At 72.8% G+C, this 25846-nt stretch carries 25 protein-coding genes; 13 read left to right on the forward strand and 12 right to left on the reverse strand.

Annotated elements, in window-relative coordinates:
* Positions 1-113: 113 nt before the first annotated feature.
* The 6 genes from LX83_RS30975 to LX83_RS31000 are packed head-to-tail and all read right to left on the reverse strand — an operon-like array spanning position 114 to position 4697.
* Positions 114-887: an urease accessory protein UreD gene (locus LX83_RS30975; RefSeq protein WP_253777814.1), complete on the reverse strand. Its 774-nt coding sequence runs from the start codon at positions 885-887 to the stop codon at positions 114-116.
* On the reverse strand, positions 887-1609 hold the full coding sequence (gene ureG, locus LX83_RS30980) for an urease accessory protein UreG (protein WP_253777817.1): 723 nt from the start codon (positions 1607-1609) through the stop codon (positions 887-889). Before ureG ends, LX83_RS30975 begins: the two co-directional genes overlap by 1 nt.
* Positions 1599-2297 (reverse strand): urease accessory protein UreF, encoded by a 699-nt coding sequence (locus tag LX83_RS30985; protein WP_253777819.1) that lies wholly within the window; start codon positions 2295-2297, stop codon positions 1599-1601. Before LX83_RS30985 ends, ureG begins: the two co-directional genes overlap by 11 nt.
* Before the next feature lie 13 nt (positions 2298-2310).
* Positions 2311-4029, reverse strand: a complete 1719-nt coding sequence (locus LX83_RS30990; protein WP_253777822.1) for an urease subunit alpha — start codon at positions 4027-4029, stop codon at positions 2311-2313.
* A complete protein-coding gene (locus LX83_RS30995) occupies positions 4026-4385 on the reverse strand; it encodes an urease subunit beta (protein WP_253777824.1) in 360 nt (119 codons plus the stop codon). Before LX83_RS30995 ends, LX83_RS30990 begins: the two co-directional genes overlap by 4 nt.
* A 9-nt stretch (positions 4386-4394) precedes the next feature.
* Positions 4395-4697, reverse strand: coding sequence for an urease subunit gamma (locus LX83_RS31000; RefSeq protein ID WP_253777827.1), 303 nt, complete (start codon positions 4695-4697; stop codon positions 4395-4397).
* 321 nt (positions 4698-5018) lie between these two features.
* Here LX83_RS31000 and LX83_RS31005 point away from each other — a divergent pair, with 321 nt between their 5' ends.
* The 6 genes from LX83_RS31005 (at position 5019) to LX83_RS31030 (ending at position 12569) form a co-directional block, all read left to right on the forward strand.
* Entirely contained in the window at positions 5019-6161 is a 1143-nt protein-coding gene (locus tag LX83_RS31005; protein WP_253777830.1) for a citrate synthase 2, read from the forward strand.
* A 162-nt stretch (positions 6162-6323) separates the two neighbouring features.
* On the forward strand, positions 6324-7460 hold the full coding sequence (gene serC, locus LX83_RS31010; protein ID WP_253777831.1) for a phosphoserine transaminase: 1137 nt from the start codon (positions 6324-6326) through the stop codon (positions 7458-7460).
* 295 nt (positions 7461-7755) lie between these two features.
* Positions 7756-8691, forward strand: coding sequence for a septation protein SepH (gene sepH, locus LX83_RS31015; protein WP_253777832.1), 936 nt, complete (start codon positions 7756-7758; stop codon positions 8689-8691).
* A 913-nt stretch (positions 8692-9604) separates the two neighbouring features.
* Complete coding sequence (locus LX83_RS31020) at positions 9605-10561, forward strand: acyl-CoA desaturase (protein ID WP_253777833.1); 957 nt, start codon at positions 9605-9607, stop codon at positions 10559-10561.
* Complete coding sequence (locus tag LX83_RS31025) at positions 10554-11825, forward strand: sensor histidine kinase (RefSeq protein ID WP_253777834.1); 1272 nt, start codon at positions 10554-10556, stop codon at positions 11823-11825. Before LX83_RS31020 ends, LX83_RS31025 begins: the two co-directional genes overlap by 8 nt.
* 105 nt (positions 11826-11930) lie before the next feature.
* Positions 11931-12569 carry a LuxR C-terminal-related transcriptional regulator gene (locus tag LX83_RS31030; RefSeq protein WP_253777835.1) on the forward strand — a complete coding sequence of 213 codons (639 nt, stop codon included), beginning with the start codon at positions 11931-11933 and terminating at the stop codon, positions 12567-12569.
* Between the two features lie 42 nt (positions 12570-12611).
* On the opposite strand, the gene LX83_RS31035 is transcribed toward LX83_RS31030, so the two are convergent.
* Together LX83_RS31035 and LX83_RS31040 are read right to left on the reverse strand one after the other, a co-directional pair.
* Complete coding sequence (locus tag LX83_RS31035; RefSeq protein ID WP_253777837.1) at positions 12612-12920, reverse strand: hypothetical protein; 309 nt, start codon at positions 12918-12920, stop codon at positions 12612-12614.
* Between the two features lie 564 nt (positions 12921-13484).
* The gene (locus LX83_RS31040) at positions 13485-13766 is read right to left on the reverse strand and encodes a hypothetical protein (protein ID WP_253777839.1); all 282 of its coding nucleotides are present in this window, start codon (positions 13764-13766) and stop codon (positions 13485-13487) included.
* A 192-nt stretch (positions 13767-13958) separates the two neighbouring features.
* Between LX83_RS31040 and LX83_RS31045 the strand changes: the two genes are divergently transcribed.
* The 3 genes from LX83_RS31045 to LX83_RS31055 are packed head-to-tail and all read left to right on the forward strand — an operon-like array spanning position 13959 to position 18413.
* Positions 13959-15887 (forward strand): ABC transporter ATP-binding protein, encoded by a 1929-nt coding sequence (locus LX83_RS31045; RefSeq protein ID WP_253777841.1) that lies wholly within the window; start codon positions 13959-13961, stop codon positions 15885-15887.
* The gene (locus LX83_RS31050; RefSeq protein ID WP_253777843.1) at positions 15884-17842 is read left to right on the forward strand and encodes an ABC transporter ATP-binding protein; all 1959 of its coding nucleotides are present in this window, start codon (positions 15884-15886) and stop codon (positions 17840-17842) included. The genes LX83_RS31045 and LX83_RS31050 overlap by 4 nt, the downstream gene beginning before the upstream one ends.
* 13 nt (positions 17843-17855) lie before the next feature.
* Positions 17856-18413, forward strand: coding sequence for a GNAT family N-acetyltransferase (locus LX83_RS31055; RefSeq protein WP_253777845.1), 558 nt, complete (start codon positions 17856-17858; stop codon positions 18411-18413).
* 33 nt (positions 18414-18446) lie between these two features.
* Here LX83_RS31055 and LX83_RS31060 read toward each other — a convergent pair whose 3' ends face one another.
* Positions 18447-19007 (reverse strand): HD domain-containing protein, encoded by a 561-nt coding sequence (locus LX83_RS31060; RefSeq protein WP_253778000.1) that lies wholly within the window; start codon positions 19005-19007, stop codon positions 18447-18449.
* Between the two features lie 186 nt (positions 19008-19193).
* Here LX83_RS31060 and LX83_RS31065 point away from each other — a divergent pair, with 186 nt between their 5' ends.
* From LX83_RS31065 to LX83_RS31075, 3 genes are all read left to right on the forward strand, one after another.
* Positions 19194-19742: an RNA polymerase sigma factor gene (locus tag LX83_RS31065; protein ID WP_253777847.1), complete on the forward strand. Its 549-nt coding sequence runs from the start codon at positions 19194-19196 to the stop codon at positions 19740-19742.
* A complete protein-coding gene (locus LX83_RS31070) occupies positions 19739-20878 on the forward strand; it encodes a CU044_5270 family protein (protein ID WP_253777849.1) in 1140 nt (379 codons plus the stop codon). The genes LX83_RS31065 and LX83_RS31070 overlap by 4 nt, the downstream gene beginning before the upstream one ends.
* A 276-nt stretch (positions 20879-21154) precedes the next feature.
* Positions 21155-21658: an RICIN domain-containing protein gene (locus LX83_RS31075; RefSeq protein ID WP_253777851.1), complete on the forward strand. Its 504-nt coding sequence runs from the start codon at positions 21155-21157 to the stop codon at positions 21656-21658.
* 115 nt (positions 21659-21773) lie between these two features.
* On the opposite strand, the gene LX83_RS31080 is transcribed toward LX83_RS31075, so the two are convergent.
* A complete protein-coding gene (locus tag LX83_RS31080) occupies positions 21774-22502 on the reverse strand; it encodes a DUF2537 domain-containing protein (RefSeq protein WP_253777853.1) in 729 nt (242 codons plus the stop codon).
* A gap of 208 nt (positions 22503-22710) precedes the next feature.
* The gene (locus LX83_RS31085) at positions 22711-23616 is read right to left on the reverse strand and encodes a TrmH family RNA methyltransferase (RefSeq protein ID WP_253777855.1); all 906 of its coding nucleotides are present in this window, start codon (positions 23614-23616) and stop codon (positions 22711-22713) included.
* A 213-nt stretch (positions 23617-23829) separates the two neighbouring features.
* On the opposite strand from LX83_RS31085, the gene LX83_RS31090 reads away from it, so the two are divergent.
* Complete coding sequence (locus LX83_RS31090) at positions 23830-25326, forward strand: glutamate-cysteine ligase family protein (RefSeq protein ID WP_253777858.1); 1497 nt, start codon at positions 23830-23832, stop codon at positions 25324-25326.
* Positions 25327-25395: 69 nt separating this feature from the next.
* Here LX83_RS31090 and LX83_RS31095 read toward each other — a convergent pair whose 3' ends face one another.
* A complete protein-coding gene (locus LX83_RS31095; RefSeq protein ID WP_253777860.1) occupies positions 25396-25815 on the reverse strand; it encodes a hypothetical protein in 420 nt (139 codons plus the stop codon).
* Between the last annotated feature and the right edge of the window lie 31 nt (positions 25816-25846).

Raw genomic sequence — 25846 nt, forward strand, 5'->3', positions numbered from 1 at the left:
GCACAACGGGGTTGTCGTGCGCTCGTCGTTCGGGTCCGGGCGGTCCCGGGTGCCCGGACCCTAGCCAGCACCCCCGACAACACCGGCGATTCCGGCGCGCCGACCGCGCGCGATCACCACGCGGGCTCGGCCAGGTCGGCCGCGGCGGGGTGGGCGGCACGGGCGTTGGCCAACAGGCGTTGCGCGGTGACCGCGTCCGGGGCCAGCGCCGTGGCCAGGGCACCGCCGGCGGCCAGCGGGCTGAGCGCCCACCAGTCGCCGCCGGCCGGCTCGACCACATCCGGCCAGGCGATGACCTCGGTGGCCAGCACCCGGTGGCCGGCCAGCACGGCGGGGCTGTCGGCCAGTTCGTCCGGACCCAGGTCCACGCTCTGGCGCAGCAGCGGCACCCCGGCCCGGCGCACGTGCACCGCGCTGTGCAGCCGGCCGGCCGGCTCGCCGCTGCGGCCGAGCACCAGCACCTCGCGGCAGCGCGCCACCGCGTGCCCGGCCAGCTCCACCCGCAGCTCGGCCCGGTGCCAGGCGCGGGCCGTCACCACGGTCGGCTCGGGCAGGTAGTCCACGCGCGCGCCCTCGGCCACCTCGATGCGCACCACGCTGTGGCTGGGCACCGACCGGTGGCCGGGCAGCGCCAGGGTCGCGGCCACGCCGTGCAGCCGCAGCCGGGCCCCCGGGCCGACCCGCACGGTCAGCTCCAGCTCGTCCCCACCCAGCGGCGCCGGCGCCGAGCTGACCAGGTGCACCACGGCCGCCGCGCCCGCCTCCGGCCGGGCCGCGCCGGCGCGCGGCACCAGGGTGAGCGGCGCGGCCGAGCGCAGCGCGCGCACCACCGTGCGGCCGGGCCGGCGCCGGTCCAGCTCCACGGCCAGGGCGGCGCTGGCGCGCATCAGGCGGCCACGCGGGCCACCCGGCCGCGCACCCAGTCGGCCACCTCGGGCGCGTCCGGGGTGCGCGTCAGGGACTGGGTGATCACCGGCAGCGCGCCGCGCATCCGGTGCGCGTCCGCCACCATCACGGCCATGTCCGCGCCGACCAGCTCGGCCAGGTCAACCTTGTTGATCACCAGCAGGTCCGCGGTGGTGACGCCGGGGCCGCCCTTGCGCGGCACCTTGTCGCCGCCGGCCACGTCCACCACGAAGATCTGCGCGTCCACCAGGCCCCGGCTGAACACCGCGGTCAGGTTGTCCCCGCCGCTCTCGATGATCACCAGTTCCAGGCCGGGGAACCGCTGCTCCAGCTGGTCCACCGCGTCCAGGTTGGCGGTGATGTCGTCGCGGATCGCGGTGTGCGGGCAGCAGCCGGTGCGCACCGCCTCGATCCGGTCCGGGGCCAGCACCCCGGCCCGGCGCAGGAAGTCCGCGTCCTCGGTGGTGTAGATGTCGTTGGTCACCACGGCCAGCCGCAGTTCCGCGCCGAGCGCCCGGCACAGCGCCGCGGTCAGCGCGGTCTTGCCGCTGCCGACCGGGCCGCCGATGCCGAGCCGGAACGCCCGGCCGGCCGAGGGCTCGGCGCGGTGCCGGTCCGGTTCGGCCGCGGTGGGGTCGAAGTTGACCGGGTGCACGTGGTCGGCGCCCGGCCCGTGGTCGTGGGCGTGCCGGTCAGCTGGCAAAGAGACGCACCTCCTGCTGGTGGTGTCGGTCGTGGGCCTCGGCCAGCAGGTCGAGGGCCGGGGAACTCGGCGCCGGCAGGTCGGCCGGCCGGTCGGCGGCGGTGCGCGCGGCCTCGGCGGCCAGCTCGGTCAGCGCCGGCCCGAGCCGGGCCAGCACGGCGTTCACCGCGAACGGGTCCAGGCCGAGCAGCCGGACCGCGGCCGAGGCCGGGCCGCTGACCGCCAGGTAGGCCGTGGTCAGCGCGGCCTGTCCGGCGTTGCCGCCGGTGCTCCCGTGCACGGCGCCGACCAGCACGGCGTGGTGCGGTCGGGGCGTGACCGCGAGCAGGTCGGCCAGCACCGGCGACGGCCACGCGACCAGCGCCGCCCTGGCCGTGCCCCGGCCCTGCGCCCTGGACGCGGCCCGCTGCGCCGGTGTGGGCGTGCGCGCGTCCAGCTCGGCGTCCAGCGCCACCCAGTGGGCCGGCCGCACCCGGCGCGCCGCGGCGTGCGCGGCGGCCGCGGCGAACACCGCGGCCAGCCGGCCGGCGGTGCGCAGCCGGCCGGCCAGGAAGCCGGCGAGGTCGTCGAGCCCGCTGACCAGCCCCTGGGAGACGGCCTGCTCCAGCCCGCCGGAGTGCACGTGACCGCCGCCGGGGAAGCGGGAGTCGGCCAGGATCAGCGCGGCCGGGGAGGGTGGGTCGGTCATCGCGGCCACCCGCTCAGAACAGGAAGTAGCGCTGGGCCAGGGGCAGTTCGCTGACCGGGTGCGGCTCGATCAGCTCGCCGTCCACCCGCACGGCGAAGCTGTCCGGGTCCACCTGGATGTCCGGCAGCGCGTCATTGCCCGGCAGGTCGGCCTTGGTGCGGTTCCTGGTGTCGGCCACCGGCACCAGCTCGCGGCGCAGGCCCCACCGCTCGGCCAGCCCGGCCTCGGCGGCCGGCGCGACGAAGTGCCGGCCACTGGCCGCGGCCACCAGCGGGGCCGCCCCGAACATGGGTCGGGCCAGCACCGGCTGCGGCGTGGGAATGGACGCGTTGGCGTCACCCACGGCCGCGTGCGCGACGAACCCGGCCTTGAGCACCAGGTGCGGCCGCACGCCGAAGAACTTCGGCTCCCACAGCACCAGGTCGGCCAGCTTGCCCACCTCGACCGAGCCGACCTCGTGGTCGATGCCGTGCGCGACGGCCGGGCAGATCGTGTACTTGGCGACGTAGCGGCGGGCCCGTGCGTTGTCCGCCGGCCCGTCCCCGGGCAGCGCGCCGCGCCGGCGCTTCATCACGTGCGCGGTCTGCCAGGTGCGGATGACCACCTCGCCGATCCGGCCCATGGCCTGCGCGTCCGAGCTGATCATCGAGATCGCGCCCAGGTCGTGCAGCACGTCCTCGGCCGCGATCGTGGTCGGCCGGATGCGGCTCTCGGCGAAGGCCAGGTCCTCGGGCACCGACCGGTTCAGGTGGTGGCACACCAGCACCATGTCCAGGTGCTCGTCCAGCGTGTTCACCGTGTGCGGGCGGGTCGGGTTGGTGGACGAGGGCAGGATGTTGGGCTGGCCGGCCACCCGGATGATGTCCGGCGCGTGCCCGCCGCCCGCGCCCTCGCTGTGGTAGGCGTTGATCGACCGGCCGTTGATCGCGGCCAGGGTGGACTCCAGGAACCCGGCCTCGTTGAGCGTGTCGGTGTGGATGGCCACCTGCACGCCGGACGCCTCGGCCACCCGAAGCGCCGTGTCGATCGCGGCCGGGGTGCTGCCCCAGTCCTCGTGCAGCTTGAACCCGCCGGCGCCGGCGCGCAGCTGCTCCCACAGCGCCGCCGGGTTGGTGGTGTTGCCCTTGCCCAGCAGCAGCACGTTGACCGGCTGGTCGTCCATGGCCTGCAACATCCGACCCAGGTGCCACGCACCGGGCGTGACCGTGGTGGCCCTGGTGCCCTCGGTCGGGCCGGTGCCACCGCCGATCAGCGTGGTCAGTCCGGCGGCCAGGGCGGTTTCCACCAGCTGCGGGCAGATGAAGTGCACGTGGCAGTCGATGCCGCCGGCGGTGAGGACGCGGCCGTTGCCGGCGATCACCTCGGTGCTCGGGCCGATCACCAGGTCGGGGTGCACGCCGTCCTGGGTGTCCGGGTTGCCGGCCTTGCCGATGCCGGTGATCCGGCCGTCCCGCACGCCGACGTCGGCCTTGACCACACCCCAGTGGTCCAGGATCACCGCGCCGGTGATCACCAGGTCGGGCGCGCCCTCGGCGCGGGTGGCCCTGGCCTGGCCCAGGGACTCGCGGATCACCTTGCCGCCGCCGAACACCACCTCCTCACCGGACCCGGCCGGGCCAAGGGCGAGGTCCTCGGTGACCTCGATCAGCAGGTCGGTGTCGGCCAGTCGGATCCGGTCGCCCTCGGTCGGCCCGAACAGCTCCGCGTAGCGCCGGCGGTCGATGTCGGTCACGCCTCCCCCCTGCCGCCGAAGGACACCGGGCGCGGCTCGGCGCCGCGCTCGTCCAGCGCGCCGGCCCACTCCGGGCGCAGGCCGGGCACCAGCCGCGCCCCGCCGATGGGCACCAGGTCGACCTCGCGGGCCACGCCCGGCTCGAACCGCACGGACGTGCCGGCCGGCACGTCCAGCCGATGGCCCCAGGCCGCGGCCCGGTCGAAGTCCAGGCCGGGGTTGACCGCGGCGAAGTGGTAGTGCGAGCCCACCTGCACGGGCCGGTCGGCCCGGTTGACCACGACCAGCCGGACGCGGGGCCGACCGGGGTGCAGCGGCACCGGACCGGCGCCGGTGATGATCTCTCCGGGGCGCATGGACACCTCTCAGGTGATCGGGTCGTGCACGGTGACCAGCTTGGTGCCGTCCGGGAAGGTGGCCTCCACCTGCACTTCGGTCAGCATCTCCGGAACGCCGTCCAGCACCTGGTCGACGCGCAGCACGCGCCGGCCGCTGTCCATCAACTCGCTGACGGTGCGGCCGTCCCGGGCGCCCTCGACCACGTGGTCGGTGATCAGGGCGACGGCCTCCGGGTAGTTCAGCCGCAGCCCTCGGCCCAGGCGCTGGCTGGCGAGTTCGGCGGCCACGTGGACGAGGAGCTTGTCCCGCTCGTGCGGTGCCAGGTGCATCTCTGTTGCGTAGCACACATCCGACGGCCAGGCCCGTTGTCAGACAAGGAAATTTCGGTGCGCCGCACGCGTTCACACCGGCTTCTCGGGGTTGTTACGCGGGCGTAGCCCACGGCCCCGTGTGAGATAGCCCATGCAGGACCACCCGATAGGGCCGGACCTCATTGCCTCGCCTGCCGACCGGGTGCAGTGTTACGCCAATCCCGGGTTGCGCCAACCCCGGGGTCACACCCAAACCTGCCGGTCCCGGGGCATCCGCTGACCGCCAACGCGGCCCGGTCACCCGGACACCAGCACCACGTCGGGGAAGAGGGAGGGTCCATGCCGGACGTTGAGGAACGCACGCGGGAACCGGAGTTCCGGGCCGGCCTGGAGGGCGTCGTCGCCTTCCAGACCGAGATCGCCGAGCCGGACCGGGACGGCGGCGCGCTGCGCTACCGCGGCGTCGACATCGAGGACCTGGCCGGCCGGGTCACCTTCGGCAACGTGTGGGCCCTGCTGGTGGACGGGCGGTTCAGCCCCGGCCTGCCCCCGGCCGAGCCGTTCCCGATCCCGGTGCACACCGGTGACGTGCGGGTGGACGTGCAGGCCGCGCTGGCCATGGTGGCGCCGATCTGGGGCTACCAGCCGCTGCTGGACATCAGCGACGAGCAGGCCCGCGAACAGCTGGCCCGCACCTCGGTGATGGCGCTGTCCTACGTGGCCCAGTCGGCCAGGGGCATCGGCCGGCCGGCCGTGCCGCAGTCGCGGATCGACGAGTGCGACACCACCACCGAGCGGTTCATGACCCGCTGGCGCGGCGAGCCCGACCCGGCGCACGTGCGCGCGGTGGACGCGTACTGGGTGTCCGCGGCCGAGCACGGGCTGAACGCGTCCACGTTCACCGCCCGGGTGATCGCCTCCACCGGCGCGGACGTGGCCGCGGCCCTGTCCGGGGCGATCGGCGCGATGTCCGGGCCGCTGCACGGCGGCGCGCCGGCCCGGGTGCTGCCCATGATCGAGCAGGTGGAGCGCACCGGCGACGCCCGCAAGGTGGTCCGGGACATCCTGGACCGGGGCGAGCGGCTGATGGGCTTCGGCCACCGGGTGTACCGGGCCGAGGACCCCAGGGCCCGGGTGCTCCGCCGCACCTGCCAGGAACTGGGCGCGGCCCGCTACGAGGTGGCCGCCGAGCTGGAGCGGGCCGCCCTGGCCGAGCTGCGCGAGCGCCGGCCGGACCGGGCGATCGAGACCAACGTGGAGTTCTGGGCGGCGGTGATCCTGGACTTCGCCGAGGTGCCGCCGCACATGATGCCGGCGATGTTCACCTGCGCCCGCACCGCGGGCTGGTGCGCGCACGTGCTGGAGCAGAAGCGCACCGGCCGGCTGGTCCGCCCGTCGGCCCGCTACGTCGGCCCGGCACCGCGCCGCCCGGACGAGGTCGAGGGCTGGGACGCGATCAGCCCGGCGGTCAGCGCCGCCTAGGGGTCCTGGCCTGCTCCTGTCTGGCGGCAGGGGCAGGCCGGAACCGGGCGCTGGAGTCTGGCACCCGGCCATCACCTGCCGGTTACCTGGCTGCAACACTGGAGTCCCGGCAAAGGCGCCGGTCAGCCACTGTTCCGCTGTCCCCGTCCGGAAGGCGCCGACATGACGCAGACCGCCGATCCGACCACTCTTCAGCTTCCCGACGACCTCCGGCCCTCCGACGGCCGGTTCGGTTGCGGACCGTCCAAGGTCCGGCCCGAGGCGCTGGCCGCGCTCGCCACCGAGGGAGCCGCCGTGCTCGGCACCTCGCACCGGCAGAAGCCGGTGAAGTCCCTGGTCGGCCGGGTGCGTTCCGGTCTGCGCGAGCTGTTCGCCCTGCCCGAGGGCTACGAGGTGGTGCTCGGCAACGGCGGCACCACGGCCTTCTGGGACGCGGCCGCGTTCGGCCTGGTCCGGGAGCGCGCCCAGCACTTCACCTACGGCGAGTTCTCGTCGAAGTTCGCCAAGGTCACCCAGAACGCGCCGTTCCTGGGCGACTCGATCGTGGTCAAGGCCGACCCGGGCACCGCGCCGGAGATCAGCTACCAGGCCGGCGCCGACCTGGTGGCCTGGGCGCACAACGAGACCTCCACCGGGGTCGCCGTGCCGGTGACCCGCCCGGCCGGCTCGGACGGCGCCCTGGTGGCCATCGACGCCACCTCGGGCGCCGGTGGCCTGCCGGTGACCGCGCAGGACTTCGACGTCTACTACTTCGCGCCGCAGAAGTCGTTCGCCTCGGACGGCGGCCTGTGGATCGCGCTGATGAGCCCGGCCGCGCTGGAGCGGGTCGCCGAGATCGGCGGCTCGGACCGGTGGGTGCCGGAGTTCCTGTCGCTGCCCACCGCGCTGGACAACTCGGTCAAGGACCAGACCTACAACACCCCGGCCGTGGCCACCCTGTTCCTGCTGGCCAACCAGATCGAGTGGATGCTGGAGCAGGGCGGGCTGGAGTGGACGGTGGCGCGCACCGCCGACTCGTCCGCGCGGCTGTACTCCTGGGCCGAGGCCACCGAGTACACCACGCCGTTCGTCCAGAACCCGGAACACCGTTCCCAGGTGGTGGGAACCATCGACTTCGCCGACTCGGTGGACGCCAGCGTGGTGGCCAAGGTGCTGCGGGCGAACGGCATCGTGGACGTGGAGCCCTACCGCAAGCTCGGCCGCAACCAGCTGCGGGTGGGCATGTTCCCGGCCATCGAGCCGGCCGACATCACCGCGCTGACCAGGTCGATCGAGTGGGTTGTCGAGCGGATCGGGTGATCCTTTTCAGCGATGAGCTGATCATGTTCGCTATAAGCTGATCTTGATTTTCCGAGGGTGACGTTGATCGCGTTTGACGCGGTGGGCGTCACCCTCGTTGCTGTCCCGGTACCCGTTTTTGCCCCCTAGGGGGAACTACCCGGGGCAAAATCCGGAACATTCGGGGTGCGAACTCACCCACTTATGCGGCAAGATCACACCCGGATATCAATTTCCACGGCGTGCCTACCGAGACAACCGGACACGCCAACCTAACGTCAGCACCTGGCGAGGTGAAGTCACCGGGGAGGTCGTGATGCGAACGCTGCGAGTCGTCGGACTCGACGACGACGGGAAGTCCGTCATCTGCGAGGACCCGGCGAGCGGCGAGCGCTTTGCGATCCCCGCCGACGAACGGCTGCGCGCGGCCGCACGCGGTGATCTCACCCGACTCGGCCAGATCGCGATCGAGCTGGAGAGCCAGATGCGTCCCCGTGAGATCCAGGCCCGCATCCGCGCGGGCGAGTCCGTCGAGCAGGTGGCCAAGGCCTCCGGCCTGCCCCCGCACCGCGTCGAGCGGTACGCCTACCCCGTCCTGCTGGAGCGGTCCCGCATGGCTGAGCTGGCCCAACGCGCCCACCCGGTGCGCGAGGACGGCCCGGACGTGCAGCCGCTGGGCGAGGTGCTGGCGCACACCTTCGGGCTGCGCGGCCAGGACTACTCGGCGGTGACCTGGGACTCCTGGCGGGGCGACGACGGCAAGTGGGTCGTTGAGCTGCGCTGGGCCGCCGGCCGGTCGGACAACCGGGCGCACTGGGTGTTCCACCCGGGCGCGCACGGCGGCACGGTCACCGCACTGGACGACCAGGCGGTCGACCTGATGGACCCGAACCCCAACCGGCCGCTGCGCACGGTGCGCCCGGTCACCCAGCTGGCCAGGCAGGCCCTGGAACTCGAAGTCTGGCCCGAGTCGGTGACCAGGCACTCCGACCTGCCTGAGCCGGAGATCCTGGCCCAGGACGAGCCGGACCTGCCGGTCGGGCGGATCGCGCCGGCCGACCCGATCGAGAGCCTGCGCGACCAGCCGGGCGAGGTGGTGGCCCCGCCGGCGCCCTCGGCCGAGGGCGAGCACCACCAGCCCGCGCCCGCCCGCAAGGTCGAGGGGTCGGTCCGCCGGGGCGGCAAGAAGAACCACCCGATCGTCCCGTCCTGGGAGGACGTGCTGCTCGGCGTCCGCTCCAACCGGGGCTAGCCGACAGCGCCACACCGAGCCACCCAGCGCCACACCGACCGTCCCCGCCGGTTCTCCACCGGTGGGGACGGTCCTTTTTTCTCCGACCACCCGCGAAAAGCACGCCCGCAAACCACCCCCGGGAAAACACCGCCCGACCGCCGGTCGACAACTCCCGCGCTACTCGTCGCCCACCGGTCGAATTGTTCACCAACACCTTTTCCCGTTGTTTTCCGCGCACACCTTTACCCATTGTTTGCCGCACTTTTGCCGACACTCCCCCGGGAAATTACCGACGCGCCGCCGGAGGACGACCAAAAAGGCGCGCCGAGAAGTCCAGCCACGCCCCCGGGGGGCACTCCGGAAAAGCGCGCCGCCCGCGTTTCCGGCACCACTTGCCGGCGCACCGCCGGGGCCGTCGAAGCCGTTTTCCACCGGGCGCACGACGCCGCACGCGAGCCCGCCGGACACCAGCGAGCAGGAGTGATCCACCACACACCGCCCCCACGATGACCCGGACTTATCACACGAGGACCACACATCGACCACACCAGAATCACACACGTCGAACGATTGACCCGTTCCGGCGATGGCGCGAGAAGGCCGATCGCCCAGCGTGATTACCATCGGGTAACGTGCGGTGCCGAACACGCGGGACGGCTAAACACTCGACGCAATCAATGGCTGGCAAACCAGCCCCGCCTTTGACCACGCGGTGAACAGCAAAAACCTCTCGACCTTCACGCCACGTAATCAACCGGCCGGCACTTCCCCACGCCCTTCCCGGCCTACCAGAAGTCGGGTCAAGTAGCGCGGGTGGGCCTAGGCCCACCACGGATCGACTGGCTAACGCCATTGGACCCGGCGTTCCGACTTCATAGCGTGATGCCGGTAATCACCCGCAGCACGCACAGCAGTTCCGGGAGTCGGTGCAATGACCACAACAACCCTGGGCCGGGCCGTCCCGCCCCTGTTCGACGGCCGGCGCTCGACCGCGCGACAGGTCGGCGTCTACGTCTTCGTGCTCGGCCCGTTCCTGGCGCTGCTCGCGGCCGTGCCGCTGGCCTGGGGCTGGGGGCTGAGCTGGCTGGACGTCGTCCTAGCCGTGGTGTTCTTCCACCTCAGCGGGCTCGGCGTGACCATCGGCTACCACCGGCACTTCACCCACGGGTCGTTCAAGGCCAAGCGCTGGCTGCGGGTGGGCCTGGCGATCGCCGGCAGCATGGCGGTGCAGGGTTCGCCGATCACCTGGGTCGCCGACCACCGCCGGCACCACGCGTTCGCCGACCGGGACGGCGACCCGCACTCGCCGTGGCTGTTCGGCACGTCGCCGTGGGCGCTGGCCAAGGGGTTCTGGCACGCGCACATGGGCTGGCTGTTCGAGCGGGACTCGACCAACAAGCAGCGGTTCGCCCCCGACCTGCTGGCCGACCGGGACATCGTGGCGGTGGACCGGCAGTTCCCGCTGTGGATGGCGGTGACCTTCCTGCTGCCCGCCGTGCTGGGCGGCCTGCTCTCCTGGTCCTGGTGGGGCGCGCTGACCGCGTTCTTCTGGGCCGGCCTGGTGCGGGTGGCCGTGCTGCACCACGTCACCTGGTCGACCAACTCGATCTGCCACATGATCGGCGAGCGCCCGTTCCGCAGCCGCGACAAGGCCGCCAACTTCTGGCCGCTGGCCCTGCTGTCGTTCGGCGAGTCCTGGCACAACCTGCACCACGCCGACCCCACCTGCGCCCGGCACGGCGTGCAACGCGGCCAGTTGGACACCTCGGCGCGGCTGATCTGGATCTTCGAGCGGCTGGGCTGGGCGTGGAACGTACGCTGGCCCACGCCGCAGCGACTGGCCAGGATCGCCGCGGACCGATCGGTTGGAGGAGGAGCACATGGCTGAGCGGGCGCCCAGGGTCAGCCGGCTCGCGGCACCGGGCTGGTCCTTCGTGTTCATCCTGTTCTCGCTGCCCGTCAGCGTCCCGCTGCTCGTCGGCACCGTGCTGGGGACCGTGCTCTCCCCGCTGTGGCTCGGCCTGCCCGTCCTGGTCCTGTTCGCCGCGCTGGTCCGCGGCTACACCGACACCTACCGCCGGTGGGCCGGCCGGGTGCTGGGCGTGGCGATCCCCCGGCCCTACCGGCCGATCCCCAGGGGCGGGCCGTTCACCAAGCTCAAGGCGCTCGGCACCGACCCGGCCACCTACCGCGACCACGCCTGGCTGTGGCTGAACGCCACCCTCGGGTTCGCCATGTCGGTGATCTCGCTCGCGCTGTTCCTGGGCATCGGCTTCTACCTGATCGAGCCGTACCTGATGCAGATCACCCCGCCCGACGTGTTCAGCTACGACTTCGGCCTGTTCCGGGTGAACGCGCACGAGAACTGGTGGGTGTCCTGGGTCTTCGCGGTGCTCGCGTTCGTGCTCTGGTGGATCCTCGGCCCGGTGCTGCTGCGCGGCTACGCGCGGCTGGCCAGGTGGCTGCTCGGCCCCAGTGCCCGCGCCCAGCTGTCCCAGCGGGTGGCGGACCTGGCCAGTTCCCGCGCGGAGACCGTGGACATCCAGGCCGCCGAGCTGCGCCGGATCGAACGCGACCTGCACGACGGCGCCCAGGCCAGGCTGGTCTCGCTGGGCATGAGCCTCGGCATGGCCGAGGACCTGCTGACCAGGAACCCGGGCATGGCCCAGGAGCTGCTGGCCGAGGCCAGGCAGTCCACCTCGCTGGCCCTGTCCGAGCTGCGCGGTCTGGTGCGCGGCATCCACCCGCCGGTGCTGGCCGACCGCGGCCTGGACGGCGCGGTGCAGGCACTGGCGCTGGCCAACCCGCTGTCCGTGGACGTGGACATCGACCTGCCGGTCCGGCTGCCCGCGCCGGTGGAGTCGGCCGCCTACTTCGCCATCGCCGAGGTGCTGACCAACGCGGCCAAGCACAGCGGGGCGGGCAACGCCTGGGTGCGGGTCCGCTACGAGGACGGCCAGCTCGGCATGATGGTCGGCGACAACGGCCGGGGCGGGGCCACGGCGGCCCCCGGCGGCGGCCTGCACGGCATCGAGCGCCGGCTGTCCGCGTTCGACGGCACGGTCACCGTGGCCAGCCCGGTCGGTGGGCCGACCGTCGTGACCATGCGGTTGCGCTGCGACCCGGCCACGGACGCGGCCCGGCCCAGCTGAGGTGAGCCGGAACCGCGGTTGATCGGGTTGTGCCAGGATGCAGCCTGACACTGCTTCCCGGCGCTCACCCCGATGGGCGTCCGCTGCCTTCCTGGAGTCGCGATCGTGCGGGTGGTCATCGGCGAGGACCTGGTGCTGTTGCGGGACGGCCTGATCCGCATGCTCACCGCGTACGACTTCGAGGTGGTGGAGGCCGTGGACAACGGGCCGGCGCTGCTGCGGGCCCTGGTCACCCACCGGCCGGACGTGGCCGTGGTGGACGTGCGGATGCCGCCGTCGTTCACCGACGAGGGGCTGCGCGCGGCGATCGAGGCCCGCCGCCAGGTGCCCGGCCTGCCGGTGTTGGTGCTGTCGCAGTACGTGGAGCAGCTCTACGCCCGCGAGCTGATGTCGGACCGGGCCGGTGGGGTGGGGTACCTGCTCAAGGACCGGGTTTCCGACGTCACCCAGTTCGTCGAGTCCGTGCGTCGGGTGGCCGGCGGCGGCACCGCAATGGACCCCGAGGTGATCTCCCAGCTGCTGTCCAAGAAGGACGAGCCGCTGGCCGCGCTCACCCCGAGGGAACGCGAGGTGCTCGGCCTGATGGCGGAGGGCCGGTCCAACGCGGCCATCGCGGCCCGGCTGTTCGTCACCGAGAAGGCCGTTGGCAAGCACACCAACAACATCTTCAGCAAGCTCGGGCTGCCGCCGTCCGAGGACGACAACCGCCGGGTCCGCGCCGTCCTCACCTACCTCAACGCCTGACCGCGCCCGGCCGCGCGGACGCCCGGGCGGCGCCCGTCCCGGCTAGGGCACGTCGAACCAGCAGATGGCACCCGGCGGGGTGCCCTCGCCGCGCTCGGCCAGCTCCCGCGCGGCGGTTCTGATCTTGCGCACCGCGGCCTCGGGCGGGTCCGGCCACGGCTTGAAGCCGTTCTTCAACTCACCTGGCACGATCGCTCCCGCGCTGACCAGCTCGGTGGCCGCGGCCACCGCCTTGGCCAGCAGGTCCTCGGAGGAGCCGGTGCGGTGCCGGACCAGGTATTCGATGTCGGCGATGGACAGCCAGTCATCCTTGATGGTTCGGACGATATCGACTTTCAGACCCTCGTCCACTTTCCTCTCCCAGCAACCGGATCAGGGTGGGTTCGCTCGGTCTTGCGGTACTGCGGACAATGATCTGCCCGACGGTTCAGACGATAGCCAGTACCCGCGCCAGCGGCCCGGTATCCCAGGTGTTTCCGGTACTTCTTCTCGGGGATTTCGGGCAGCGTTCACACGGCCCCGGGCATTGGTCTCCAACAGCGGCCGCCGGCTGTGCCGCAGACCACCCCAGCCAGCGCGGACCGGATGTTTTTCCCTGGTCAGCGGCTTGTTCACCGGCCGGCCGCCGGCCGTTCGCCGACGTGTTCACCTGCTGTGCCCTGCCATTGGAATTCGTCAGCGCACCGCCCGAATCTGAATCCTTACAGCACCCGCGACCGCCCTGCACTGAATCAGTTCAGCAGGTTCTCCCAGGTAATCTGAATCAGTTCAGCGATCTGGCCGCGCAACTTTCGAAAGCCACCTCTCCGACAGCGTCGAGTGGCCGGCCCGGATCACCCACAAGCGGCCCCGGGAATCAGCAATTCAGGGGACCCGGTGTTTACCGGCGCCGGGCCCGAATTGCCCGGTGCGCCGCTACTCGTCCCAGCCGCCGATGCGGTCGTCCCGCGCCTGGCCGGCCGCGTCGTCGGGGAACCGCTCGAAGCGCTCCCAGGCGTAGCCCTGCCGCTCGACCCAGTCCTCGGCCTCGGCGCGGGTCAGCGGGCTGGTCTCGGCGGGCGTGCCGGTGCCCAGCGGCGTCCAGCCGTCCGGGGCGAGCACGTAGCACCGGCCGCGCCGCACGGCGAGCAGCCGGCCCTCGGGAAAGGCCATTGTGGACGCGGTGCGCAAGAACCGCACCGACTGCGCACGGGTCATGCCTCCGATGATGCGCGTCGCCCGATAGTGTGGCAGTCCGGTCACACCCCCACCAGCAGAAACGCCCCTTGCCTTGGCACGTTCGGGTGAGCATCGGGCGCGTTCGGGTGAACGATCGGGAGGCCGGCTGAAAACCGAGTGCTCCTTGTCAGGGGCATTCCGTAACGTCGGACGCGGTCTGGAGGGGGCGCGATGAGTACCGAGGGCGAATCGGCCGGCAGTCAGGTCGAGGGCCAGGTCGACAGCCGGGTCGGCGACCGGGACGAGCCCGGCCGCGCGGCGCGCGCGGGGTCGAGCTGGGCGTCGCTGCGCCGGCTCGGCCCCTACCTGCCGCTGCGCCCGATCGGCTGGCGGCTCATCGCCGCGGTGCTGTCCGCCCTGCTGGCCACGCTCTGCGGGCTCGGCATCCCGCTGGTCACCCAGCGCATCGTGGACGGCCCGATCGCCACCGGCGACCTGGCCGCGCTGTCCTGGCTGATCGGCGGTGTGCTCGCGCTCGGCGTTGGCGAGGCCGGCCTGTTCTACGCCCGCCGCCGGCTGGTCAGCCGGCCCGCGTCGGTGGTCGAGGCGAACATGCGGGCCGACCTGTACCGGCACCTGCAGGGGCTGCCGATCGCCTTCCACGACCGGTGGCAGTCCGGCCAGCTGCTCTCCCGCGCGGTCAACGACCTGGCCACGGTCCGCCGGTTCCTCGCGTTCGCCCTGATCTACCTGGTGGTCAACTCGCTGGCGCTGCTCGCCGGGCTGGGCGTGCTGTTCGCGCTGTCCCCGCTGCTCGGCCTGGTGGTGCTGGCCTGCAGCACGCCGCTGGTGGTCATCTCCTACGTCTTCGAGACCAGGTTCAAGACGGTCGCCAGGCTGGCCCAGGACCAGGACGGCGACCTCACCACCACGGTCGAGGAGTCGGTGCTGGGCATCCGGGTGCTCAAGGCGTTCGGCCGGGGCCCCGAGCTGGTCCGCCGCTACCTGGTCCAGGCGCGCCAGCTGCGCGGCACCGAGCTGCGCAAGGTGCGGATCATCGCCTTCCTGTGGGCCGCGCTGGTGGCCCTGCCCGAACTGGCCATCGCCGGCCAGCTGGCCGTGGGCGGGTTCGCCGTGGCCGGCGGCACGCTCACGGTCGGCACCCTGGTCGCGGCCGTCACCATCACCTCCTACCTGGTCTGGCCGATGGGTTCGATCGGCTGGCTGCTCTCCGAGACCAACCAGGCCGCCACCGCGTGCGACCGGTACTGGGAGGCGCGCGACGCCGAACGCACCATCGTCGACCCGCCTCGGCCGGTGGCGCTGCCCGAGCCGGTGCGCGGCCACGTGCGCTTCGAGGGCGTGCGCTTCGGCTACCCCGGTGCCGACCGCGAGGTGCTGCGCGGCATCGACCTGGAGTTGCGGCCCGGCGAGACGGTGGCCCTGGTCGGCGCCACCGGTTCGGGCAAGACCACGCTGACCATGCTGGTGCCCAGGCTGGCCGACGTGACCGGCGGGCGGATCACCGTCGACGGGGTGGACGTGCGCGACCTGCGCCTGGCCGACCTGCGCCGGGTGGTGGCCACCGCGTTCGAGGAGCCGGTGCTGTTCTCGGCGAGCGTGACCGAGAACGTGGCCCTCGGCGCGCCGGGGATCAGCGACGACCAGGTGCACCAGGCCCTGCGGGTGGCCAGGGCCGACGAGTTCGTCGCCGAGCTGCCCTGGGGCGCGGCCACCCGCATCGGTGAGCAGGGCCTGTCCCTGTCCGGCGGCCAGCGCCAACGGCTCGCCCTGGCCAGGGCGGTCGCCGGGCAGCCGGCCGTGCTGGTCCTGGACGACCCGCTGTCCGCTTTGGACGTGCACACCGAGGCCGAGGTGGAGGCGGCGCTGCGCCGCGTGCTGCGCGGGGTGACCGCGCTGGTGGTCGCGCACCGGCCGAGCACGGTGCAGCTCGCCGACCGGGTCGCCGTGCTGGTGGACGGCCGGATCGCGGCCATCGGCACCCACCGCGACCTGCTGGCCACCAACGCCGCCTACCGCCACCTGCTGGCCACTGACCTGTCCCCCGCTGAGCTGTCCCCCGCTGGCCCGTCCCCCACCGAACTGTCCCCCGCGGGTTCGGGCGAGAACCTGGAGACCACGGAGGTGGCGGCGCAGTGACCCAGATCCAGTCGACGCCGGCCCCGACCCCGGCCCCGACCACGGCACCGGCTGCCGGCACCGCGCCGACCGGGGACGAGTCCTGGCGCGGGGTGGCCGCCGAGGACGTCGAGGAACTCGACCGGAGCACCGGGCTGAAGCTCCAGGCCCGGTCCCGCCGGCTGCTGGGCTCGCTGCTGCGCCCGCACCTGTGGCGGGCGCTGCTGGCCGTGGTCATCGTGCTCGCGGAGAGCCTGAGCAGCCTGCTCGGCCCGCTGCTCATCGCCGCGGCCATCGACCAGGGCGTGCCAGCGGCCCTTGCCGGGCGGTCGGCGCCGCTGGCCTGGTGCGTCGGCGGCTACCTCGGCTCGGGGCTGCTGGCCGCGCTGCTGCGCTACGCGTTCATCCGGCTGTCCGGCCGGATCGGCCAGGACCTCCTGCTCGACCTGCGGCAACGCGTGTTCCGGCACGCCCAGAAGCTGTCCGTGTCCTTCCACGAGTCCTACACCTCGGGCAAGGTCGTCTCCCGGCTCACCACCGACGTGGACTCGCTCAACGACCTGCTCGACATGGGCCTGGACGGGTTCCTCAGCTCGGTCATCTCCATCGTCGGCATCATCGGCCTGCTGCTCTGGCTCGACCTGCCGACCGCGCTGATCGTGCTGGCCGGGTTCCTCCCGCTGGTGCTGCTGGCCAGGTGGTTCCAGGACCGCTCGCGGCGGGCCTACCGGGGCACCCGGGGTGCGGTGGCCAAGATCATCGTGCAGTTCGTGGAGACCATGAACGGGATGCGCGCGGTGCAGGCGTTCCGCCGGGAGGCCCGCAACCAGACCATCCTGACCGACCTCAACCACCAGTACCGCGACGCCAACATCACCGCCATGACCGCGGTCGCCAGGTTCACCGGGGGCGTCCGACTGACCGGCAACATCTCCCTGGTCGTCGTGCTGGCCGTGGGCGCGTGGCGGGTCACCGCCGGCACCCTCGACGTGGGCGTGCTGGCCGCGTTCACCCTGTACCTGCGCAAGTTCTACGACCCGTTCGACCACCTGGCCATGTTCCTCAACTCCTACTCGGCGGCGGCCGCCGCGCTGGAGAAGATCTCCGGGGTGCTCGAAGAGGTGCCGAGCGTGCCCGAGCCGGTCCGCCCGGTGCCGCTACCAGCGCGGACAGCTGGCACAGCCCACCCAGGCACAGGCACAGCCGGCACAGGCACAGCCGGCACAGCCGGGCCGGGTCGCGGTGAGGTCCGGTTCAGCCGGGTGCTGTTCCGCTACTCACCGGACACCCCGGTGGTGCTGCCGCCGCTCGACCTGCACGTGCCCGCCGGGCAGACCGTGGCCCTGGTCGGCGCCACCGGCGCGGGCAAGTCCACCCTGGTCAAGCTGGCCGCGCGGTTCTACGACCCGACCGAGGGCGCGGTCACCCTGGACGGGGTCGACCTGCGCGAGGTGGCCGAGGCCGAGCTGCGCCGGGCCGTGGTCATGGTCACCCAGGAGAACTTCCTGTTCTCCGGTTCGGTGGCGGACAACATCGCGCTCGGCCGCCCCTCGGCCAGTCGGGCCGAGGTGGAGGCGGCAGCCGCGGCCGTGGGCGCGCACGAGTTCATCGCCGCGCTGCCGCACGGCTACGACACCGACGTGCGCAAGCGCGGCGGTCGGCTGTCCGCCGGGCAGCGCCAGCTCGTCGCGTTCGCCAGGGCGTTCCTGGCCGACCCGAGCGTGCTGGTGCTGGACGAGGCCACCTCCAGCCTGGACGTGCCCACCGAGCGCGCGGTGCAGTCGGCCCTGGAAACCGTGCTGGCCGACCGCACCGCCATGATCATCGCGCACCGCCTGTCCACCGTCCTGATCGCCGACCGCGTCCTGGTCGTCCACAACGGACAGATCGTTGAGGACGGTTCACCCCGGGAGCTGATCGACAGCCAGGGCCGGTTCGCCGCACTGCACCGGGCCTGGCTGGACTCGCTGGCCTGAGGAGGTGCTCGACATGGGAGTGACCGTTCGGGTGCGGGACCTGGTTCCCGCCGACGAGCCCGCGGTGCTGCACCTGTTCGCGTCGTGCGCGGACTGGTTCACCGCGGCGACCGGCCAGCCGTCCGGGCCGGGCGACGTGCAGAGCCTGTACTACGCGCTGCCACCCGGCTGCGATCCCGATCAGAAGCGGCTGCTCGTCCTGGAGGTCCACGGCGAGGTCGTCGGCTGTGTCGACGCCGTCGTCGGCCACCCGGACGACCGGAGCTGCGCGGTCGGGTGCTACCTGGTCGCGCCCGAGTGGCGGCGACAGGGCATCGGCGGTGCCGTGGCGCGGGCGCTGATCGAGCGAACACCCGGCATCGACCGGGTCACCGCCACCCTCGCGCCCGACTGGGTGCCGGGCGCGGAGTTCCTGCGCTCCCTCGGGTTCCGGATCGCCGACGCGGGCGGCGTGAGCGTGGGCAACCGGAACGCCGCCGCCGTGGAGCGGGCGAGCCGGCGCGCGGAGCTGGACGTCCGGTCGCTCCGGCCGGACAGCGGCCAGCGAGTGCACGTCGACGTGGTCGGCTGACCGGGCCCGACCCCACTGGACCGGGGACGGAGGTCAGCGTTCGCGCCAGGCGAGCGGCGACACGCTGACGGCCGCCTCGGCGACCCGCTGGGCGGCCCGGGTCCGCAGCCCCGCGCGGGCCGAGTCGATCCAGCCGTCGACCCGGCGCACGCCAACGTCGCGGTACTCGACGGCCTGGAGCAGCATCTCCAGCTTGTCGGCGTCCTTGGCGCACAACGCTTCCGGGGTCAGCCGCGACTCGTACTCGTCGACGGCTCCACGGATCACCTCCCGGGACCGTTCGGGCAGCTGGTCGGTCTGGTCGGCGGTGATCTGCCTGGCCTCGGGCTTGGTCAGGTAGTCGGTGGCGGTGTGCGGCAGGTCGCCGGTCCGCGTCTCCTGGCTGTCGTGCCACAGCGCGAGGAACGCGGCCCTGGCCGGATCGGCCCCCTCCTCGGCCGCGAGGATCGCGGCCAACTGGGCGACCCGCATGGTGTGCTCGGCGACGGACTCGGGATCGCGCACGCCCACGTGCCACCAACCGGTGCGCCGCACGCGTTTCAACACCCCGAGTTCGTAGCCGAAGGCGGCGATCGCCGCGGCGTCGTCCGGCACGTGTCCTCCCCGTCGGTTGGCGATGCGCAGCGCGCACCGCACGCCCGGCAAGTTGAGCACGTCCGGTTCGGCGGAGGACGAGCAGGTTCGGTTCACCGCTGAAACGCCACCGTGGTTCGCGGGCAACCAGAGTCCGTGCGGACAACACCGATGATCGCGCCCACGGCGCGCGCGGAGGGGGCGGGCTTGGGCGGTCTTGACGGTCCGGAGTCGCTGGTCGAGCTGTACGACGCCCACGCGGCCCAGTTGTACAACTACGTGGTCCGCCGGGCCGGCCCAGCCGTGGCCGACGACCTGGTGTCCGAGACGTTCCTGATCGTCTGGGCACAGCGGGCCCGCTTCGACCAGACCCGGGCCAGCGCCAAGAGCTGGCTGTTCGGCGTGGCCACGAACCTGCTGCGCAGGCACTTCCGCGCCGAGGCCCGGCGGCTGGACGCCTGGACCAGGGAGCTGGCCAGGCAGATCCACGTCGAGGACGTGGGCGCACGGGCCAGTTCGGCGGCGGACGCCGACGCGCTGGCCGGGGAGCTGGCCGAGGAACTGGCCAAGCTGCGCACCGAGGAACGCGAAGCCCTGCTGCTGGTCGCCTGGGGCGACCTCGGACCGAGCGAGATCGCCGAAGCCATGGGGGTGCCTGCGGCGACCGTGCGCACCTGGCTGCACCGGGCCAGGAGCCGGTTGCGCAACCGGGCCGCGGCGACCACGACGGCACGGACGACACGGAGTGAACGATGACGAGTGACCACCAGGACAGCGGCCCCGATCTCGTTTCCCGCCTCGAACTCGACGCGCGGGTTGACGCGGCCCTGCAACGAATCCACGCCGATGACGCGGCCGGCAACGCCGAGCGGGTGCGGGCCGGTCGGGACCGGCTCGTCGCCGCACTGGCCACCAGCCAGCCGACCCAGCTCCCCATCCCGTCGCGTCGGCGTGGCCGACGGGCACCTCGAATCCTGGCCGGCGCGGCGGCCGCGGTCGCGCTGGCCGGTGCGCTGCTCGCGGTCCAGGCACTGGGCGGCGCGAGCCTGCAGCCAGCCGCCTCGGCCGCCGCGGTGACCACGCTGAACCAGGCCGCCGCCCTGACCGTGCACGCGGCCGACGCGCCACTGGCTCCCGGGCAGTTCCGGTACGTGGCGACGCGTCAGGTCAGCACGGTCCAGTTCACCGGGCCGGGCGCGTCCGACTGCGCCTACCAGCAGGAAACCCTCGTCGAGGTGTGGATCCCCGACAACCCGGACCAGGAGTGGTTGGAACGCCGCACCGAGCCGAACGAGCGCACCTGGGTCAGCTGCTCGCAGCAGGACGGCGACGCCACCGGCCACCCACTGCCAACACACCCCCAGGTCACCGAGCGGCGCGCCGCCAAGGGGCACTTCACCGGGGAGTTCGTCGGCCGGGAGAACGGCGGCGACATCCCCCTGCCCGAACCGGGTTTCGACAACCCCACGGCCGACTTCCTCGCCAGCCTGCCGCGCGATCCCCAGGAGCTGTACCAGGCGATCCACGACTTCGTTCGCCAGAACGGGAACCAGGCGCGGCCCGATCTCGTGTTCGGTGCGGTCCAGTCGCTGCTGGCCACCGGTCTCGCCCCGGCCGACCTGCGGGCCGCGCTGTACCAGGCGGCCACCTACATCCCGGGCGTCGACGTCGTGGACAACGCGGTGAACCTGGACGGTCGGCAGGGCACGGCCATCGGCATCACCAGGAACGCCGTCGTTCAGGAACAGCTGATCCTGGATCCGGCCAACGGGGACTTCATCGGCGAGCGCTCCGTGGTGACCGCCGAGGACCACGGTGTCCCAGCGGGCACGCGGCACTCCACGGCGGTGCGCACCAGCGTGGTGGACGCGCTCGGCGCCACGCCGCGGTAGTCGCTGGGACGTCCACTCAGGACAGACCGGGTGCGACCCGGCGCCGCGGTCGTTGGTCTGATCGTGGTTCTTCCCGGCACTGGATCGAGTGATTGCCGGCCTCGGACGGGTGGTACTGCGGGTCAGCGGCTGGTGGAAGCACGCCTGCTCCCGTTAGGCAAGTCGTGGGCTGCGAGCCCGGCGCCGGGCGCGGCGACGCCCGGCGCGACGCACTGCCACACGACACAGCAGTGTCCCGAACAGCAGTGTCCCGACGGAACAACACAAGGGAGCACGATGCCACGCGTTCGCACGTTGCTGGCCATGACCGGTGCCGCCGTCCTCGGCGTCGCGATGTTGGGGGGTCCGTCAGCTCAGGCGGCCGACGCCGACATGACGTACCAGGTGATCGCGAACGTCTTCGATCCCAGCCAGGTGCTCGACGCCAGGGCTGAGGGCACCGAATCCGGCACCGAGATCTGGACCTACTCGCACCACAGTGGACAGAACCAGCTCTGGTCGCTGCAGAGCTGGCCCAACGGCACGGTGGGCATTGTCGGCAAGCAGAGCGGCAGATGCATCACCCCGACCGGCCCGGGCGGCGGCCTGGTGCTGCGGGACTGCGAGCCGTACCAGCGCACCCAGCGGTGGTACCGGATCTACCGCCCGGACGGGTCGATCACCTTTGAGAACGACCTGCTGCCCGGCCAGTGCCTCGCCCTCGGCCAGTACAACAACCGGGCGGTGCTCGCCTACTGCGACGGCTACGACACGCAGAACTGGCGCGTCCGCTCCGCCTGACGTCAGGCGGTAGCCGGCTGAACCCGCGTGTTGGCCGGCCGGTCGGCGGAGCGCGCCCGGCCGGCCAGCACGACCGGGGTGCCGGTGGCCGCCGCGGCCGGGCGCGGCCAGCGGGTCAGAGCAGCGAGAGCAGCAGGCCCAGCCAGGCCAGGGCCACCCCGGCGGTCACGCCGTAGGACACCCAGCGCCACACCGGGACCCGGCGGGCCAACCACACCGACGGCGCGATGCCGCCGACCACCAGCACGTTGGCCACCAGGGCGAGCAGCACGCTGGTCTCGGCCAGGCCGACCGAGAGCGCCACGATGGTCAGCACCACGATCACGGCGACGAACGCGCTCACGGTGAGCCCGGTCCCCCAGGGGGTGGGCTCCGCCGGTTGGGTGACCGCCCAGGCCCCGGCCGGCGGCTGGCCCGACGCGGCGTCCTCGGCCCCCGCTTCGGCCGCACCACCACCGGCGGTGCCGGTCGGCTGGTCGGCGGACCGGTCCGCGTGGCCAGGCTGGTCCGGGCGGTCCGGCCGGGGGCGGTCCGGGGTGGGCGTGGCTGGCGGCACCTCGACCACGGCCACCTCACCGTTCATCGGGTTGGTGTAGGCGACCGGGGTGCGCATCACCTCGGCCACCCGGCTGGCGAGCTGCCGGCCCCGCCGGCCCACCAGCGCGCCGGCCGTGCCCTCGGCGGCCTGACCCGCCCGGCGCACCGCCTCGGCCACCTTGGCCCACTCGTGCAGGGCGTCCACCAACCCGGAACCCAGTGGCAGGCTGCGCGGGTCGACCTCGTGTACCTCCGAGCCGCTCCGCCCCGCCAGCACGGCGCGTCCACCCTTGGCCCGCAGTTCCACGGCGCTGTTCTCCCCTTCTGGTCGGCCAGTCCGATCGGCCTGGCTCCACTGCCAGCGTCGCCGCTGGTCGGCGCGCGGTCGGTGCGCGCACGGCCGGCGCCGCCGCGGCGATCTCCTGACCGGGTGCCCACCCACCCGCGCGCGAACCCCGTGCCTCGAACGTAGCGCGTTGGGCCAGGTGGGTCAGCCGCAGCCGCCGGTTGGTGGGTCAGCCGCCGGCTGGTGGGTCAGCCCTGGTGGGCCCGGCCGGCGCTTGCCCGGCAGGCGTGGCCCTGGCCGTGGTGGGCCCGGCCACGGTGGGTCCGGCCGTGGTGTGCGCGGCCGTGGCGTAGAAGGCGATCGCCGCCGCGGTGGCCACGTTGAGCGAGTCCACCCCGCTGGTCATCGGAATCCGCACGGCGAGGTCGGCCGCGCTGATGGCCGCCTCGGTCAGGCCGGGCCCCTCGGCGCCGAGCAGCACCGCCACCCGCCCCTGGTCCAGCCGGGCCGCCGGCAGCGCGACCGACCCGGGCCTCGGGGTCAGCGCGGCCACGCGGAAACCGTTGTCACGCAACAGGTTCAGCCCGTCCGGCCAGGGCGTGAGCGTGGTGAACGGCACGCGCAGCACATGCCCCATGGACACCCGGACGCTGCGCCGGTAGAGCGGGTCGCTGCACCCGGCGCCGAGCAGCACCCCGTCGATGCCGAGGGCGGCGGCGTTGCGGAACAACGCGCCCAGGTTCTCGTGGTCGCCGACGCCCTCCAGCACGGCCAGCCGCCGGGACGTGGCGACCAGTTGCTCGGCCGGGGGCTGTTCGGCGCGGTCGGCCACGGCGAGCACGCCCCGGTTGAGGTGGAAGCCCACGATCTCGGCCATCACCTCGGCGCTTGCCACGTAGGCGGGCACGTCGACCTCGGCGATGTCGTCGGCGAGTTCGTCGAAGCGCCTGGCCACGCCCAGCAGCGCGCGCACCGGGTAGGGCGAGTCCAGCAGCCGGCGGACCACGACCACGCCCTCGGCGATCACCAGGCCGCGGCCACCGGGGCGGTCCGGACGCCGGTCGGCGTGGGTCAGGTCCCGGAAGTCGGCCACCCGCTCGTCCGCCGGGTCGTTGATCTGGATCACTCGCGCCACCCTGGGAGTTTCGCATTTCGCGATCCGGGGAAGAGATACCTCCGAAGGGAGGAGGCCGGTGGCACCGTCATGACCAGCAGGGTTTCGCTCATTGTTACTACCACGTCACAGAGAGCACCGATTTGGGCGCTAGCAGGCGTATGGTTGCTGTGTCACGGTTAGCCCCCGCAACCCACCGGATCCAGGTTCATCCGTTCGTTCAGGGGAGGCGGCATGGGAAAGAATGTGTCCGGCCGCTCGTTCACCAATGAGGACCGCCAGATCTACCGAGAGAAGGTCCAGCGCTGCCTGGACGCCCTCGCCACGATGTTGACGGAGAGCCGCTTCTCCTTTCCCCGTCAGCAGATGGGCCTGGAGATCGAGCTGAATCTGGTGGACGAGGCAATGCGTCCAGCCATGGCCAACTCCGTGGTGCTGGAGAAGATCAACGATCCCGCGTTCACCCAGGAACTCGGACAGCACAACCTGGAGATCAACGTGCCGCCCCGCCCGCTGGCCGGTGACGAGGCCGTCGGGCTGGAGCGGGAGCTGCGCACGGCACTGGAGTCCGCGAACGCCAAGGCGCAGGACGCGGGCGCGCAGATCGTGATGATCGGGGTGCTGCCCACGCTGACCCAGGCGCACTTCGACGCGCAGTGGCTGTCCCACAACCCCCGCTACTCCCTGCTCAACGAGCAGATCTTCGCGGCGCGCGGCGAGGAGATGGTGCTCAGCATGGAGGGCTCGGCCATGCCGGGCCGGCCCACCGAGCGGCTGCGCACCAGCACCGACTCGATCCTGCCGGAGGCCGCGTGCACCTCGGTGCAGCTGCACCTGCAGGTCGACCCCGAGGACTTCGCCGCGCACTGGAACGCGGCGCAGTGCCTGGCCGGGGTGCAGGTGGCACTGGCCGCCAACTCACCGTTCCTGCTGGGCAAGGCGCTGTGGCACGAGACCCGCATCCCGCTGTTCCAGCAGGCCACCGACACCCGGCCGGAGGAGCTGAAGAACCAGGGCGTGCGGCCTCGGGTGTGGTTCGGCGAGCGCTGGATCACCTCGATCTTCGACCTGTTCGAGGAGAACGCCCGCTACTTCCCGGCGCTGCTGCCGGAGACCGACGGCGAGGACCCGCTGGCCGCGCTGAGCGCAGGCAGGGCGCCCAAGCTGTCCGAACTGCGCCTGCACAACGGCACGATCTGGCGGTGGAACCGGCCGGTGTACGACCTGGTGGACGGCGTGCCGCACCTGCGGGTGGAGAACCGGGTGCTGCCGGCCGGGCCGACGGTGATCGACACCCTGGCCAACGCCGCGTTCTTCTACGGCGCGCAGCGGGCGCTGTGCGAACAGGACCGTCCACTCTGGACGCAGATGTCGTTCCAGGCGGCCGAGGAGAACCTCTACTCCGGGGCGCGGCACGGGCTGGGTGCCCAGCTCTACTGGCCGGGCATCGGCTGGGTTCCCCCCGACGAACTGGTGTTGCGGCGGCTGCTGCCCATGGCGCACGAGGGCTTGCGCGCGTGCGGGGTGTCCGACCGGACGCGGGAGCGCTACCTCGGCGTGATCGAGCAGCGCTGCCTGGCCAGGCGCACCGGGGCGGCCTGGCAGCGGGAGACCGTGTCGCTGCTGGAGGAGCGCGGCGCGGACCGGCGCGGCGCCCTGCTCGGCATGCTCAACCGCTACCTGGAGCTGATGCGGGCCGGCGAGCCGGTGCACACCTGGCCGATCGGCTGAGCGATCACCGGGGCGCGGGCCCGGGAGCGGCGCCGCTGATCCGCGGCCGGTGGCCGGGTCGGCGGCGCCTCAGCGCCGGCGGCTCGACTTGAGCGGCGCCACCTCGGCCCCGTCGTGGGTGTTGCGGCACTCGGTCGCGGTGACCGCCTCCACCGCCAGGGTGAACATGCCGCGCACCCCGGTGTAGATGGACTCGCCCCGGGACGCCAGGGACAGGTGCACCTGTCGGGAGTCGGAGAAGTCCCGCAGGTCCTTGGCGCCCTTCTTGCCCTCGGTGCCCGGCGGGGCGGTGGCGCCGCGCAGGTTCACCTCCAGCCACGCCGCGACCTCCTCCGGCGTGCTGAGCACCTCCTCGGGCGTGCGCTCCAGCCGTTCCTGCCGGCTGGGGGCCGCGTCGAGTGAGGTGTGCTCCACGTAGCCGTGCCAGTGGGTGTTGCGCAACTGCCAGGTCTGTTCGACCGGCCACTCCTCAGCGGTGCTGCTGCTCATGGCGCCATGATGCACCACGTCCGGGCCCCCG

Source organism: Goodfellowiella coeruleoviolacea, assembly GCF_024171785.1.
In the GTDB taxonomy this organism is placed as follows: domain Bacteria; phylum Actinomycetota; class Actinomycetes; order Mycobacteriales; family Pseudonocardiaceae; genus Goodfellowiella; species Goodfellowiella coeruleoviolacea.

Excerpts from the sequence above, each read along its gene's own strand:
- LX83_RS30975 (WP_253777814.1), bottom strand. The coding sequence starts at position 887 with ATGCGCGCCAGCGCCGCCCTGGCCGTGGAGCTGGACCGGCGCCGGCCC.
- LX83_RS30985 (WP_253777819.1), bottom strand. The coding sequence starts at position 2,297 with ATGACCGACCCACCCTCCCCGGCCGCGCTGATCCTGGCCGACTCCCGC.
- LX83_RS30995 (WP_253777824.1), bottom strand. The coding sequence starts at position 4,385 with ATGCGCCCCGGAGAGATCATCACCGGCGCCGGTCCGGTGCCGCTGCAC.
- LX83_RS31000 (WP_253777827.1), bottom strand. The coding sequence starts at position 4,697 with ATGCACCTGGCACCGCACGAGCGGGACAAGCTCCTCGTCCACGTGGCC.
- LX83_RS31005 (WP_253777830.1), top strand. The coding sequence starts at position 5,019 with ATGCCGGACGTTGAGGAACGCACGCGGGAACCGGAGTTCCGGGCCGGC.
- serC (WP_253777831.1), top strand. The coding sequence starts at position 6,324 with ATGACGCAGACCGCCGATCCGACCACTCTTCAGCTTCCCGACGACCTC.
- sepH (WP_253777832.1), top strand. The coding sequence starts at position 7,756 with ATGCGAACGCTGCGAGTCGTCGGACTCGACGACGACGGGAAGTCCGTC.
- LX83_RS31020 (WP_253777833.1), top strand. The coding sequence starts at position 9,605 with ATGACCACAACAACCCTGGGCCGGGCCGTCCCGCCCCTGTTCGACGGC.
- LX83_RS31025 (WP_253777834.1), top strand. The coding sequence starts at position 10,554 with ATGGCTGAGCGGGCGCCCAGGGTCAGCCGGCTCGCGGCACCGGGCTGG.
- LX83_RS31040 (WP_253777839.1), bottom strand. The coding sequence starts at position 13,766 with ATGACCCGTGCGCAGTCGGTGCGGTTCTTGCGCACCGCGTCCACAATG.
- LX83_RS31045 (WP_253777841.1), top strand. The coding sequence starts at position 13,959 with ATGAGTACCGAGGGCGAATCGGCCGGCAGTCAGGTCGAGGGCCAGGTC.
- LX83_RS31055 (WP_253777845.1), top strand. The coding sequence starts at position 17,856 with ATGGGAGTGACCGTTCGGGTGCGGGACCTGGTTCCCGCCGACGAGCCC.
- LX83_RS31070 (WP_253777849.1), top strand. The coding sequence starts at position 19,739 with ATGACGAGTGACCACCAGGACAGCGGCCCCGATCTCGTTTCCCGCCTC.
- LX83_RS31075 (WP_253777851.1), top strand. The coding sequence starts at position 21,155 with ATGCCACGCGTTCGCACGTTGCTGGCCATGACCGGTGCCGCCGTCCTC.
- LX83_RS31090 (WP_253777858.1), top strand. The coding sequence starts at position 23,830 with ATGGGAAAGAATGTGTCCGGCCGCTCGTTCACCAATGAGGACCGCCAG.
- LX83_RS31095 (WP_253777860.1), bottom strand. The coding sequence starts at position 25,815 with ATGAGCAGCAGCACCGCTGAGGAGTGGCCGGTCGAACAGACCTGGCAG.